Here is a 13,435-nt window from a genome sequence, read left to right as displayed (position 1 = left end):
CAGGAAGCATAAATTTTGCTCAGCGCGGCGTTCATGCTTCCCGTTCATTAGTTCAACTACGCTTCATCCTGAGATTCGGAGGCTTCATCATGATGATGTTCCACCACTTCATCGCTCGGCTCCGGATAGTTAGTCAGCTTGGCGAGGATCTTCGCCAGTTTATAACGCATTTCCGGACGGCGGATGATCATGTCGATAGCGCCCTTCTCGATCAGGAACTCGCTGCGCTGGAAGCCCGGCGGCAATTTCTCACGTACCGTTTGCTCAATCACGCGTGGCCCGGCAAAACCAATCAGCGCCTTGGGCTCGGCGATGTTCAGATCGCCCAGCATCGCCAGACTGGCGGACACGCCGCCCATGGTCGGGTCAGTCAATACTGAAATATAGGGCAGACCGCGCTCACGCATTTTCGCCAATGCGGCGCTGGTTTTCGCCATCTGCATCAACGACATCAGCGCTTCCTGCATACGGGCGCCGCCGCTGGCGGAGAAACACACCAGCGGACAGCCGTCTTCAATCGCCTGCTCAACGGCACGAACGAAACGCGCGCCGACCACCGATGCCATAGAACCGCCCATAAAGGCGAATTCAAACGACGCGGCGACGATTGGCATACCGTATAGCGTGCCTTTCATTACAACCAGCGCATCTTTCTCGTTAGATTGCTTTTGCGCGGCAACCAAACGGTCTTTATATTTTTTAGAATCCCGGAATTTCAGGATATCTTTCGGCTCCAGCTCGCTGCCTAACTCCACCATTCCTTCTTTATCCAGGAACGATTGTAGACGAGCGCGCGCGGAGAGACGCATATGGTGATCGCACTTCGGGCAAACTTCCAGATTACGTTCCAGCTCCGCGCGATAAAGAACCTGACCGCAACTATCACATTTTGTCCAAACGCCTTCAGGAATATTCGCTTTACGGGTCGGCGTGATATTGCTTTTGTTAAGAATTCGTTCAATCCAGCTCATTGATAACCTTTCTGCTTGAACCTGGCAAACGCCAGTCCGCTGTTCACGTTAACTATCCCCTGACAACACAACCAACTAAAAAATGCCTGAGACGCGCCTTGATAGCGATACCGGGCATCGGCGCCAGGGATTGTTCCAGGAACAGACCATAAATGCCGTTCATTAAACCATAACGTTCCGGCGCTGTGGATAAAAAACTGGTAAAACCGGATGTTAAAGTTTATTTCATTTACTTTACATTGCCACGCGCCGCCGCTCTTTTATGCCTGATGATTTCAATCACTCCGGGCAGAATTGAGACGAAGATAATAGCGACGATCAGCAATTTCAGGTTTTCCTGCACCACGGGCAAATCACCGAACAGGTAACCCGCGTAAGTAAACAACAGTACCCACAGCAAAGCGCCGATGACGTTATAAGCGGCGAAATGCCGGTAGCTCATATGTCCCATACCGGCGACAAACGGCGCGAATGTTCTCACAATAGGGACAAAACGCGCCAGAATTATTGTTTTACCACCATGACGGGCATAAAACTGATGCGTTTTATCCAGATAGCTGCGTCGAAAAATCTTTGAATCCGGATTGCTGAACAGTTTTTCCCCGAACAGGCGGCCGATGGTGTAGTTCACCGCGTCGCCCAGAATCGCCGCCACGGCCATAAGGACAACCATCAGGTGAACGTCCAGTTCGTTAGACGGCAACGCGGCCAAAGCGCCGGCGACAAACAGTAACGAGTCTCCCGGTAAAAACGGCGTCACCACCAGCCCGGTTTCACAGAACAAAATCAAAAACAAAATGGCATAAATCCAGACACCATATTGCGCCACCAGTTCCGCCAGATGAACGTCGATATGGAGGATAAAATCAATAATAAAATGTATAAATTCCATTAAAAACATCTCTCTTGATGTCGCTTCTCGGTCTCCGGCCCCCGTTCAGTCGGCCGGAAACTCGGCGTTTAAAAGCTAATCATTTAAAAATAAAGGCCCCATCGCCGGCTGAGGCAGCGCGAAACGCGCCGGATAATCCACCGCGACCAGATACAGCCCTTCCGCCCTGGCCGTCGCGGCCGCCAACGTTCGATCTTTTGCCGCCAACAGCTCCGCGATCCACGCTTCCGGCCGATTACCGCATCCCACTTCCATCAGGCTGCCGACGATGTTGCGAACCATGTGGTGCACGAATGCATTGGCCTTGATATCTACCACGATATAAGCGCCATGACGCGTAACCTTTAAATGATTTACATTACGCCAGGGGCTGCGGGACTGACATTGTACGGCGCGAAACGAGGTGAAATCGTTCTCTCCCAGCAGACATTGGCCGGCGCGCTCCATCCGCTCCGCATCCAGCGGATGGTAAAAATGCGTGACGCCCCGCGCCAGCACCGCGGGGCGATAGCGATGATTATAGATGACGTAACGATAACGGCGCGCCGTGGCGCTGAAACGGGCGTGAAAGTCATCATCGACCGTTTTTACCCAGCGCACCGCGATATCGCCCGGAAGATTGGCGTTGACGCCCATCGTCCAGGCCGCATCCTGACGCGCAGCCCGCGTGGTGAAGTGTACGACCTGCCCGGTCGCATGTACGCCGGCATCGGTTCGACCGGCGCAAAACACGCCAATCGGCTCATTGGCGACCTTGCTTAACGCCTTCTCAAGACATTCCTGAACGCTGCCGACCTCGGCCTGACGCTGCCAGCCATAATAGCGGCTGCCGTCATACTCAATCCCCAACGCAATTTTCAGCGAGGCCGTTTCCTCCGCCTGAATCAATTCCGACATTACCCCAAATACTCCTGCACCAGACGCTCCGCCGTTTCCACCGCCATCAGCGCGCCGCCGAACCGGACATTATCCGCCACCGACCAGAACTGCAACAGCTCAGGAATACCGTAATCATTACGCAAACAGCCGATGCTTAATTGCACATTGCCGGAGGCATCTTCAACCTGGGTGGGATAATCCTGCTCATCGCTGACCTGCACGTCATCGGTCTGCAACAGCTCATCACGGGCTTCCTCCGCAGACATCGGACGCAGCGATTCAAAGTGAACCACCTGCGCATGGCCGTAGAAAACCGGCGACTGGATACAGGTAACGGAAACCGGCAGCCCGTCATCCTGTAATACTTTCCGCACCTGATCCACCAGTATGCGCTCTTCCCGCACGCTGCCTTCATTATCCGGCAACAGCGGCAACAGATTGAATGCCAACTGTTTCGGGAAAAAGCCCGCCTCAGGCGGAACGCCGTTCAACAAACGCGCGCTCTGTCCGGCCAAATCATCCACCGCCGCCTTGCCGCGTGCGGAAACCGACAGCATATTCGTTACATGCAGTCGGGATAAGCCCGCCGCATCCGTCAACGGCTTAATGGCCTTAAGCAGTTGACTGGTCAGGCTATCCGCCACCGCGACGATATTGCGGTTACGGTAATCCGCCAACGCGTAAGCGTTCACTCCCGGCACCACCAGCGGAACATCCGGCTCCAGAGCGAACAGGCCGCTGCTGTCGATAACCAGACAGCCGGCATTGCCCGCCTCTTCGGCATAACGTTCGCTGGCCTCCTGTCCGGCGACGAAAAACGCCAGTTGAGCCTGCGCCCAGTCAAAATCCGCAGCATCTTCCACCGGGCAGGATCTGCCGTTAAAACGGATGGTTTCACCCACGCTACGTTCACTGGCCAGCGGATACAGTTCACCCACCGGAAATTCACGCTCCTGCAATAACTCCAGCAACGCCGAGCCCACCGCCCCCGTTGCGCCCAGCAGGGCAATATTCCAGCCGTCAGACATTTGGTTTTCTCCCCAAATTTATGAATGAAACATCCATGGGCGATGACCCATCGCCCGTGAATTGAGTGGTCATTAACAGGTTTCAATAAAAATGTGATTAACGATTAACCGCCACTGTAGCGTTGAATCCCAGCTTGTTCAGACAGTCCGCGCTGTCACTGTCGGCGCAGACAACATGAAGTGACGACCACTCGCGTCGTTCCTGATAATTTTTACGCAGGCGATCGAATCCGCCCTCCTGATGCACCGCATGACGCAGCAGGGCATCGTCCCGGCGCACATCATACACCAGATGCGCCAGACGCTTTAACAACGCTTCATCCAACTGCGACGTCAGTACCACTTCGGCGACTTCCGGTTGCGGCAACAGGGAAGGCAAAGCCACCTGCTGCGGGTTGCCGATAAATCGGCTCCAGGCTTCAAAAACCTGCGTGGTGCCTCGGGCCTTGCCTTCCAGCGTATACCCGGCGATATGCGACGTACCGATATCGACCAACGCCAGCAAATCCGTGGATAACGCCGGCTCAGGCTCCCAGACATCAAGAACAACGCTAAATTTTTTCCCCTGATTCAACACATTAAGCAAAGCGGCGTTATCCACCACCGGACCGCGGCAGGCGTTAATCAGGATACGGCCGTCGGCAAACGCCTCCAGCACCGCCGCATCCACCAGATGGCGCGTCTTATAGGGGCCGTCAAGATATAGCGGCGTATGCAGCGTCAGAATATCGGCGTCCCGCACCAGCGTTTCGAACGGCAGAAAATCTTCATCGTCTCCCCGTTCCGCTCTGGGCGGATCGCATAGCAACGTTTTTACCCCCCAGGCTTTCAGACGTTCGTTCAGCCGTCCGCCCACGTTACCGACGCCGACGATGCCGACGGTTTTATCGCGCAGTTGGAATCCATCCCGCTCGGCAAGCATCAGCAGAGAAGAAAAGACATATTCGACAACGGCGATCGCATTGCAACCCGGCGCCGCCGAAAAACCGATGCCGTGGGCGTCAAGCCAGTTCTGGTCGACATGATCGGTGCCCGCGGTGGCGCTGCCGACGAACTTAACGGAGGTTCCGGTCAATAGTTCGGCATTGACTTTCGTTACTGAACGAACCATCAATGCGGCCGCGCCATTCAGCGCTTCACGCGGCAACGGACGCCCCGGCACGGTTTGAACATCGCCCAGTCGGCTAAATAGATCGCGTGCATACGGCATGTTTTCATCAACCAGAATCTTCATTGTCTTCCCCGATAACCTGTTACCCTGCTCAAAAGAGGGGGTTATTTTGCCACTGAATGGGGATGAAGCCCAAACGCTATTGGTTAGCGGAGCGCGGTATCGAGACTATCTGTTGGTCATAGAGCTTGCTATGATTCCAGCCATCAGCAGCCAGCAGTGAGGATAATCGCGATGCAACCTGTAAGCGGCCCAGGCGCCCCACTGCCGGGCGAGCGCGCTACCGGCCCGACTTCGCCGGCGATAAACGCCGGCGGCGGCGATCAACCGCTAACGCCGGCGCAACGGACTACGCTTGAGAATCTGATCGTTAAAATTGCGTCGCTCAGCACGTTAAAAACGGCGGAGATCTGGAACGGAGTAAAACAGGGGCTGGGATTGACGGAAAACGCCGAACTGATGTCGCGCCACTATCAGCCTGCGGAACAACTGCTGCAAACACGATTAACCGAAGTACAACGTCAGGATAATGCCGGCCGTCAGCAGTTGCTACAGCGTTTAACGGAGATGCTGCCTGAAGGGAACAACCGTCAGGCGGTAAGCGATTTCATCCGCCAGCAGTTCGGTCATACCGTTTTGAGCTCGCTGAACAAAACGCAGCTACAGCAGGTCGTTGCGTTTTTACAAAACGGGCTGACGCCTCAACCGGCGGCCGGCACGACGGCCATGCAACAGCCCTCGCCGTCAAATCCTCTCGATCGTCCCCTGCTGCCCGCCGAACAGAACAGCCTGAATCAACTGGTCGTTCGGCTGGCCTCGCAGACCGGGGAACAACCGGCAAAAATCTGGGCTGCGCTGATGACGATGCAAAATCTAAATTCAGGCGATGCCATACCGGCGAAAAACCTGCAATTGCTGACGCAGTTTCTACAGGCGCAGGCATCGCTGCATCAAACGCAAGCGACGGCTTCACGACAGGCTGCGCCGACGGCATTTGCCGCCAACGACGCCGCGCCGGGTTCGCCCGCGGCAAACGCGCCGAACGCCGCCAATACCCCCGCAGCGGCGTCTAACAGCGCGCTAGCGAACCTCTCGCTATTGCAGACTGTTTTGCCGCGTCCCCTTGATGCGCAGGAACAGCAAATGATGCTGGACTATATGCAAAACCGTTTTAACGCCGGCGCGCCGCTACCGATGACGCCCATGCAGCTCAGTGAAGCGCTGACATTTCTGTTCAGCCAGCGCATACAGCGATCGCAGGAGAGCGGCTGGACAGCGCCGCAGCCGCTGCTAAACCCGCTTATTGCCGCGATACCGCCGAACTGGCAATCCCTATTCCAAAAACCTATGTTTACGGTGATCGTCGGCGTCTGCGTAGCGATATTTCTATTGTGGGTTCTCTTCTAACCGCTGGTTAACGGAGAAATTCAGCGTTATCGCGATGCCCAGCACGGCGCAAACCGCACCGGCCACAAACACGGAAGCATATCCCTGCGTGGTGGCTAAAACGCCGGTTAGCGGGCCGGTAAAAGCGTACGAAATATCCTGAAAGGCGGAGTATCCTCCCAGCGCCGTGCCGCGTACCGACTCAGGCACCCGTTTCACCACTTCGACCCCCAGGGCGGGGAAAATCAGCGAACAGCCAAAACCGGTCAATGCCGCGCCGGTCAGCGCCAGCGTCGCGGACGGCGCCAGCCACAGCAGCACAAGGCCGGCGGCTTCAATCATCAGAGAGATAATGGCGACCTTTCCGCCGCCGATTCTGTCCGGCAGATGGCCGAATAGCACGCGCATCAGCACAAAGGCGACGCCGAAGGCCGTTAGCGCAAACCCGGCATTCCCCCACTGCTGTACGGTAAAATAGAGGGAAACGAAAGTGCCGATAACGGCAAACCCGACCCCTTGCAAAGCCAGCGCCGTGCCGGGTTGCCATATAAATCCCACCACTTTCCATAGGGAAGGACGAACGCCGCCGCAAGGCTGAATCGCACGGATACGGCAGTCAAGCAGCAGGGAAACCAGCGGCAGCAGCAATGAAGCGACGCCCAGCGCCATAAATCCCCATGACTGATGCAGCCACAGGCCCAGCGGCGCTCCCGCGGCCAGCGCGCCGTAAATCGCCATGCCGTTCCACGACATAACCTTACCAGAGCGCTGTTGCCCGACCAGCCCTATTCCCCAACTGAGAGTCCCCGTCAGCATTTGGCTTTCGCCGAAACCGAGGATCAAACGTCCGACCACCAGCAACGCGAATTTGCCCATAACCGGCAACGGCACAAACGCCGCCAGCAGATAGGTCACGCCCGCCAGGGAAAAAGCGCATATTCCCTGGAGCGCCGAACGTTTCGCCCCCCGTTGATCGGCTAAACGCCCGGCATACCCTCGCGTCAGAACGGTGGCTAAAAACTGCACGCCGACGGCGATGCCCACCATGGTGTTATTTAGCCCCAATTCGTTGTGCACATAGATCGGGATCACCGGCAATGCCATCCCGGCGGTCAGGTAGGAAAGGAAAACGGCGCAGGTCAGTATCAGCAAGGAGCGCGCCGGCCGGTCATGATTTGCTCGGGAAAAACTGAAGGACATCTCTTACTCCAAATCCATAGCAGATTGAGATTAGAGAGGGCGGGAGCCGTTCACAGGCGCAGACACCCTCTCCATCCGCGGGGAAACCGCAGACAGTGGGCGCGTTGGATCACGTGAACGCTTACGCAGCGCCAGAACCGGCCGCTGTGGAACCTGCTAAGTAAACAAGGAAGCCGGCGGCCTGTCAAGATTTCCGCCGGCTGAAAGTAAAACGCCCCGTCAACCTTATGTTCACGGGGCGTGAGGCTCGCTCATGCAAAGCGAGCGATGACAGGCTATGCGTTATTACTTATCAAACTTGCTCATGACCAGCGTGGCGTTAGTGCCGCCGAAACCAAAACCGTTCGACATCACCGTCGTCAGCTTACGTTCTGTCGGCTTGGTGATAATGTTCATGCCGACGGCCTGCTCGTCCAGCGTTTCAACGTTAATGCTCGGCGCGATAAAGCCGTGCTCCAGCATCAGCAGCGTATAAATCGCTTCCTGAACGCCTGCCGCTCCCAGCGAGTGGCCGGTCATCGCCTTCGTGGCGGAAATAGCCGGAATATTCTCGCCGAACACTTCACGGATCGCGCCCAGTTCCTTCACATCGCCGACCGGCGTAGAGGTGCCGTGCGTGTTGATGTAGTCGATCGGCGCATCCACGCCCTGCAACGCCATCTTCATACAACGCATTGCGCCTTCTCCTGACGGAGCGACCATATCCGCGCCATCGGAGGTCGCGCCATAGCCGATAACTTCGCCATAGATATGCGCGCCGCGCGCCAGCGCGTGCTCCAGTTCTTCAACCACCACGATGCCGCCGCCGCCGGCGATGACGAAACCATCGCGATCCGCGTCATAAGTACGGGAGGCTTTTTCCGGCGTGTCGTTATATTTGGTGGACAGCGCGCCCATGGCGTCAAACTCGCAGGCCATTTCCCAGCACAGCTCTTCGCCGCCGCCGGCGAATACCACGTCCTGCTTGCCCAGTTGGATCATCTCTACCGCATTGCCGATACAGTGCGCGGAAGTCGCGCAGGCCGAACTGATAGAGTAGTTAACGCCACGGATTTTGAATGGCGTCGCCAGGCAGGCGGAAACGCCGGAGGCCATGGATTTAGTGACCATGTAAGGACCAACGCCACGCAGACCTTTCGCCCGCATGCCGTCAGTACCGGCAACCTGATTACGCGGAGAACCGCCGCCGGAACCAACGATCAGACCAGTGCGATCGTTGGAAACCTGATCGTCGCTCAGACCAGAATCTTTAATCGCCTGTTCCATAGACAAATAAGCATAAATCGATGCATCACTCATAAAGCGCACAACTTTGCGATCGATGAGGCCTGTGGTGTCCAGTTTAACGTTACCCCAGACGTGACTACGCATGCCGGAATCTTTCAGCTCCTGAGAGAAAGTAATACCCGAGCGGCCTTCCCGCAAAGACGCCAGAACTTCCTGCTGGTTATTACCTATGCTTGATACGATCCCCAGACCAGTAATCACTGCACGTTTCATTCAATACCTCTTCCACTTATAAAGTTTGGGATTTCGCATCGCACTTTAGCGTACAGTTGTAAGCTGAACAAGTCCGATCAGCCGAACTTTTACTAAATTTGCGCCTCAACATTCCGATCGTTAAAATCTCACCACCGCTTGAATAATGAGTCAGTTGCCGTGAATAACCGCTCCATCCAACACGCGTCATTACGTTGGAACGAACAGGGTACACCTGTATCGCAACAGTTTGATGACGTCTATTTTTCGAATCAGGATGGGCTGGCGGAAACCCGTTACGTATTTTTAAAAGGCAACCGGTTTCCCGAACGCTTTATGACGCATCCGCGCGAGGCGTGCGTGGTGGCGGAAACCGGTTTTGGCACCGGCCTCAATTTTCTTACCCTGTGGCAGGCCTTCGCAGATTTCCGTTCCCGGTCGCCGCAAGCGCCGCTACGTCGCCTGCACTTCATCAGCTTCGAGAAATTTCCGCTGCGCCGGCACGATCTGTCCGCAGCGCATGCCCAATGGCCCGAACTGGCTGAATATGCCGAGGAATTACGCCGGCAATGGCCGTTGCCTGTGTCCGGCTGCCATCGTCTGATACTGGCGCAAGGCAGCGTCACCCTCGATCTCTGGTTCGGCGATGTCAATGCGCTGCTGTCGGAGGTGGATGAATCGCTGAATCAGAAAGTCGACGCCTGGTTCCTTGACGGCTTCGCGCCGTCCAAAAATCCGGATATGTGGACGGATAATCTGTTCAACGCTATGGCGCGTCTCGGCCGACGGCAAGGGACATTCGCCACCTTTACCGCCGCCGGATTCGTACGGCGCGGACTCCAGCAGGCGGGATTTAACGTCAGCAAAATCAAAGGATTCGGCCAGAAGCGCGAAATGCTGAGCGGGGATCTTCCCGTATCCATTGCCGCGCCGTCCGCCGCCCCCTGGTATGCCCGTCCGCCGGCCGCCGCAACCGACGACATCGCCATTATCGGCGGCGGCATCGCCAGCGCGCTAACCGCGCTGGCGCTGCAAAGACGCGGGGCGAAGGTGACGCTGTACTGCGCCGATCGGCAACCGGCGCAGGGCGCGTCGGGCAACCGGCAAGGCGCGCTCTATCCTTTGCTGAACAACAAACACGACGCGCTTTCGCGTTTCTTTGCCGCCGCCTTTACTTTCGCGCGCCGCCAATATGACGAACTGGCGGCACAGGGCGTTAGCTTTGAACATCAGTGGTGCGGCGTCAGCCAACTGGCCTATGATGAGAAAAGCGCGCGTAAAATTGAACAAATTTTGCAAGGCGAATGGCCGCCGGAACTGGTTTTCGGCGTCACGGCGGAACAGCTTGAAGCCTTGAATCTCCTGATGCTCGGCGCAGGAGGCGTCACCTACCCCGATGGCGGCTGGCTGTGCCCGGCGGAACTAACCGCGTCGGCGCTGGAACTGGCCCGGCGGCAAGGGCTTGTCGCGCACATGAACACCGGGGTTTCCGCGCTTGAGCAAACCAGCGCGGGCTGGCGTTTGACTCTGGACAATCATCGGCAGGCGGAACACGCCGTACTGGTGTTAGCTAACGGCTATCAGTTGTCGGACTGGCCCCAAACGCGGCATTTGCCATGCTATGCGGTTCGCGGCCAGGTAAGCCATATCCCGACGACGCCGGCGCTGCGGCGGCTCAAACAGGTGCTTTGCTATGACGGCTATCTGACGCCGGTCAGTCCGCAGCATCAGGAGCACTGCATCGGCGCCAGCTATCAGCGCGGCGATAGCGCCACCGACTACCGGGAAGACGAGCAGCAGGAAAATCGTCAGCGCCTGTTAGCCTGTCTGCCGCAGGCGGAATGGGCGCGGCGGATTGATATCAGCGGCCGCCAGGCGCGTCAGGGCGTTCGCTGCGCGCTGCGCGATCATTTGCCGTTAGTGGGCGCCGTAGCGGATTACAGGCAAACGCTTGAGTGCTATCAGGATTTGGCGCGACAGCGGCGCCACGAGGAAGATCTCCCGCCGGCGCCGGTCTACCGCAACCTGTTTATTATCGGAGCCTTGGGCTCCCGGGGATTGTGCTCCGCGCCATTGGCGGCCGAAATTCTGGCCTCTCAGATTTATGATGAGCCGCTGCCGCTGGATAGCGAAACGCTGGCGGCGCTAAATCCTAATCGTTTCTGGATCAGAAAACTGTTGAAAGGCAGGCCGGTTTAACGATAAAGCGGGCACAGATTAAACACTGAGGCAATTTTATACCAAACGGGCAAAATCACGGGAGGCGCTCAATGGCGGAGAAAGAGAAGGAACAAGCCCATTTTCGCCATTTTAAAGAGTTCGGCGGTTTGGAAATGCTGCAAGCGCATTACAAACAGCAGCGTTTCTCCCGCCACGCGCATGAAAATTTCTGTATCGGCGTCATTGAAGAAGGCGCGCAGCGTTTTTATCGCACCGGCGGCGATCACGTAGCGCCCAAAGGCGACATTATTTTGGTGAACGCCGATGAAATTCATACCGGACATTCAGCCGTGGCCGGCGGATGGTCATATCGGGCGATTTACCCCACCCTTGATTTGCTGCGTTCCCTTTCCCGCGACCTTCAACAATCCCAGGGGGCGATTCCCTGGTTTCCAGATGCGGTGGTGCACGATCCCGGTCTGTCGGAGCAACTGCTTCTGACATTTACTCTATTAACGCAGGAGGGCAACTCGCTATTGAAAGAAACGCTGCTCTTCTCATCGCTGGCCTGGTTGATCATGCGATATGGGAAAAGCCGTGTCTTCGAACGCGACTTACCGGATTCCGCTAACCATATCGCCAACGTTAAAGCATTAATCGATGCCTGCCCCGAACAGGATGTGTCGCTGATCGAACTGGCTAATATCGCGACGCTCAGCCCGTGGCATTTTTTACGCCAGTTTAAAAAAACGGTGGGCATGACGCCGCACGCTTATTTAGTTCATGCCCGGCTGCGAAAAGCTAAATCATTATTACTGGCGGGACACAGCATATTAACCGTTTCCTCATTGTGCGGATTTTCCGATCAAAGTCATTTCAATCGGCACTTTAAAAAAGCCCTGGGCATCACGCCGGGCGAATTTATACGCTCGCTGAATTTCCCTGCGAATTATCAGATAAAAGGTTAGCGGCATTTATTTATACGCTAAATAATTCGAGTTGCAGGAAGGCGGCAAGAGAAGGAATCCCGTCAGGTAAGTGATTCGGGTGGCTGAGCGCGGCCAACGCACCTGCGACGTGAAGTATGACGAGTATACTGAGCAATTTTATTCAATACATTATTACGCTATCGCCGTAGGCTGCATTCATCGTTTTTTTTGAGGATATGATTATCTATGAATACGCCTGAGGCTGACGTGTTATCGCCGGATGACAATAAAACGCCGTCCCCATGGCATGGCTTTACCGCCGGAGCGGTGGCGATGTTGCCGCTGTGCCTGTCGGTCATTCCATGGGGGATCCTGGCCGGCTCCATGGCGATACAATCCGGGTTGAGCCTATGGCAGGCCGTCGGAATGTCCGCCATCATCTTTGCCGGCGCCGCGCAGCTCGTCACTCTCGGCCTGCTGATGTCCGGGGCCAGCTTATTTACCATCGTCGTCTCGATCTTTTTTCTGACCGCCCAACATTTTATTTACGGACTGACGCTCAGGGAGTTCGTTTCCCTATTACGCGCCCGTTACCGTATTCCAATCGGTTTTCTGCTTACGGATGAACTCTTTGCGCTGAGCATGGCGAAAAAGAATAAAGAAACGCTGACGCCGGGTTATCTGATTGGCGCCGGACTGGTATTTTATCTTTGCTGGAATATATGCGGACTGCTGGGTATTTTTATGGCGAACGCCATTCCCGATCTGGAAAAATATCACCTCGATTTTTCAATTATCGCCACCTTTATTACGCTAATCGTACCGATGATTAATCGTCTCAGCGTTTTTTCCGGCGTGCTGTTTTCGCTGCTCGGCTCTATGCTGCTGTCTTACTATCATATTGAAGGGGCGATTATTATTTCCGGTCTTTGCGGAATGATGTTTTCCGTCATGGTCTCGCGCATAGCGAGGGAGGAAGTATGAGTTGGTTATTGCTGTGCGCGCTGGCCGGGATCGTATTTTTCAACCGTTACATCTTTCTTGAACCCCGAACGCCGGTAAAACTGCCGGGACTAGCGCATGACGCGCTGAAATACTCGGCGCCTTGTCTGCTCAGCGCGATCTGCGGCCCCGTGATCCTGTTTGCCCAGGGAGATTTACGGCCGTTTCCCGATAATCCTTATTTCTGGGGAGCGATCTTTAGCGCCGTTATCGCGTTTTTTATCCGCAGCATGGTTATCTGCGTTCTGGTCAGTTTGCTGTTCTTTTATCTGTTATGCGCGTGGTTTTAAAAAACAACGCTATCCGTTCCGGCGGGCCGCCCCCGCCGGAACAGTAGA

The 13,435-nt window shown here is 55.9% G+C and carries 12 protein-coding genes; 5 read left to right on the top strand and 7 right to left on the bottom strand.

Annotated elements, in window-relative coordinates:
- Positions 1–56 precede the first annotated feature (56 nt).
- The 5 genes from accD to pdxB all read right to left on the bottom strand — a co-directional run bounded on the left by accD (position 57) and on the right by pdxB (position 5,004).
- A complete protein-coding gene (gene accD, locus HC231_RS07085) occupies positions 57–971 on the bottom strand; it encodes an acetyl-CoA carboxylase, carboxyltransferase subunit beta (RefSeq protein WP_208230357.1) in 915 nt (304 codons plus the stop codon).
- Between the two features lie 229 nt (positions 972–1,200).
- A complete protein-coding gene (locus tag HC231_RS07080) occupies positions 1,201–1,863 on the bottom strand; it encodes a DedA family protein (RefSeq protein WP_208230356.1) in 663 nt (220 codons plus the stop codon).
- A gap of 75 nt (positions 1,864–1,938) precedes the next feature.
- Entirely contained in the window at positions 1,939–2,760 is an 822-nt protein-coding gene (gene truA / locus HC231_RS07075; protein WP_208230355.1) for a tRNA pseudouridine(38-40) synthase TruA, read from the bottom strand.
- Complete coding sequence (locus HC231_RS07070; protein WP_208230354.1) at positions 2,760–3,770, bottom strand: aspartate-semialdehyde dehydrogenase; 1,011 nt, start codon at positions 3,768–3,770, stop codon at positions 2,760–2,762. The genes truA and HC231_RS07070 overlap by 1 nt, the downstream gene beginning before the upstream one ends.
- A 97-nt stretch (positions 3,771–3,867) precedes the next feature.
- Positions 3,868–5,004, bottom strand: coding sequence for a 4-phosphoerythronate dehydrogenase PdxB (gene pdxB, locus HC231_RS07065; protein WP_208230353.1), 1,137 nt, complete (start codon positions 5,002–5,004; stop codon positions 3,868–3,870).
- 171 nt (positions 5,005–5,175) lie between these two features.
- Here pdxB and flk point away from each other — a divergent pair, with 171 nt between their 5' ends.
- Entirely contained in the window at positions 5,176–6,348 is a 1,173-nt protein-coding gene (gene flk, locus HC231_RS07060) for a flagella biosynthesis regulator Flk (protein ID WP_208230352.1), read from the top strand.
- Here the strand turns inward: flk and HC231_RS07055 are convergent.
- Positions 6,328–7,527, bottom strand: coding sequence for an MFS transporter (locus tag HC231_RS07055; protein ID WP_208230351.1), 1,200 nt, complete (start codon positions 7,525–7,527; stop codon positions 6,328–6,330). The two genes, flk and HC231_RS07055, sit on opposite strands and share 21 nt — an antisense overlap.
- Before the next feature lie 285 nt (positions 7,528–7,812).
- A complete protein-coding gene (fabB, locus tag HC231_RS07050; protein WP_208230350.1) occupies positions 7,813–9,027 on the bottom strand; it encodes a beta-ketoacyl-ACP synthase I in 1,215 nt (404 codons plus the stop codon).
- A 159-nt stretch (positions 9,028–9,186) separates the two neighbouring features.
- Between fabB and mnmC the strand changes: the two genes are divergently transcribed.
- From mnmC to HC231_RS07030, 4 genes are all read left to right on the top strand, one after another.
- Positions 9,187–11,205 carry a bifunctional tRNA (5-methylaminomethyl-2-thiouridine)(34)-methyltransferase MnmC2/FAD-dependent 5-carboxymethylaminomethyl-2-thiouridine(34) oxidoreductase MnmC1 gene (gene mnmC, locus HC231_RS07045; protein WP_208230349.1) on the top strand — a complete coding sequence of 673 codons (2,019 nt, stop codon included), beginning with the start codon at positions 9,187–9,189 and terminating at the stop codon, positions 11,203–11,205.
- 71 nt (positions 11,206–11,276) lie between these two features.
- Positions 11,277–12,134 (top strand): helix-turn-helix transcriptional regulator, encoded by an 858-nt coding sequence (locus HC231_RS07040; protein ID WP_208230348.1) that lies wholly within the window; start codon positions 11,277–11,279, stop codon positions 12,132–12,134.
- Between the two features lie 294 nt (positions 12,135–12,428).
- On the top strand, positions 12,429–13,079 hold the full coding sequence (locus tag HC231_RS07035) for an AzlC family ABC transporter permease (RefSeq protein ID WP_246494799.1): 651 nt from the start codon (positions 12,429–12,431) through the stop codon (positions 13,077–13,079).
- Positions 13,076–13,387 carry an AzlD domain-containing protein gene (locus tag HC231_RS07030; RefSeq protein ID WP_208230346.1) on the top strand — a complete coding sequence of 104 codons (312 nt, stop codon included), beginning with the start codon at positions 13,076–13,078 and terminating at the stop codon, positions 13,385–13,387. Before HC231_RS07035 ends, HC231_RS07030 begins: the two co-directional genes overlap by 4 nt.
- The last annotated feature ends 48 nt before the right edge of the window (positions 13,388–13,435 follow it).

The sequence above is a fragment of the Brenneria izadpanahii genome, from assembly GCF_017569925.1.
Lineage (GTDB): Bacteria > Pseudomonadota > Gammaproteobacteria > Enterobacterales > Enterobacteriaceae > Brenneria > Brenneria izadpanahii.
This window is presented reverse-complemented; position numbering and strand designations above follow the sequence as displayed.

Coding starts and splice junctions, on each gene's coding strand:
- accD (WP_208230357.1), bottom strand. CDS start 971: ATGAGCTGGATTGAACGAATTCTTAACAAAAGCAATATCACGCCGACC.
- HC231_RS07080 (WP_208230356.1), bottom strand. CDS start 1,863: ATGGAATTTATACATTTTATTATTGATTTTATCCTCCATATCGACGTT.
- truA (WP_208230355.1), bottom strand. CDS start 2,760: ATGTCGGAATTGATTCAGGCGGAGGAAACGGCCTCGCTGAAAATTGCG.
- HC231_RS07070 (WP_208230354.1), bottom strand. CDS start 3,770: ATGTCTGACGGCTGGAATATTGCCCTGCTGGGCGCAACGGGGGCGGTG.
- pdxB (WP_208230353.1), bottom strand. CDS start 5,004: ATGAAGATTCTGGTTGATGAAAACATGCCGTATGCACGCGATCTATTT.
- flk (WP_208230352.1), top strand. CDS start 5,176: ATGCAACCTGTAAGCGGCCCAGGCGCCCCACTGCCGGGCGAGCGCGCT.
- HC231_RS07055 (WP_208230351.1), bottom strand. CDS start 7,527: ATGTCCTTCAGTTTTTCCCGAGCAAATCATGACCGGCCGGCGCGCTCC.
- fabB (WP_208230350.1), bottom strand. CDS start 9,027: ATGAAACGTGCAGTGATTACTGGTCTGGGGATCGTATCAAGCATAGGT.
- HC231_RS07040 (WP_208230348.1), top strand. CDS start 11,277: ATGGCGGAGAAAGAGAAGGAACAAGCCCATTTTCGCCATTTTAAAGAG.
- HC231_RS07035 (WP_246494799.1), top strand. CDS start 12,429: ATGTTGCCGCTGTGCCTGTCGGTCATTCCATGGGGGATCCTGGCCGGC.
- HC231_RS07030 (WP_208230346.1), top strand. CDS start 13,076: ATGAGTTGGTTATTGCTGTGCGCGCTGGCCGGGATCGTATTTTTCAAC.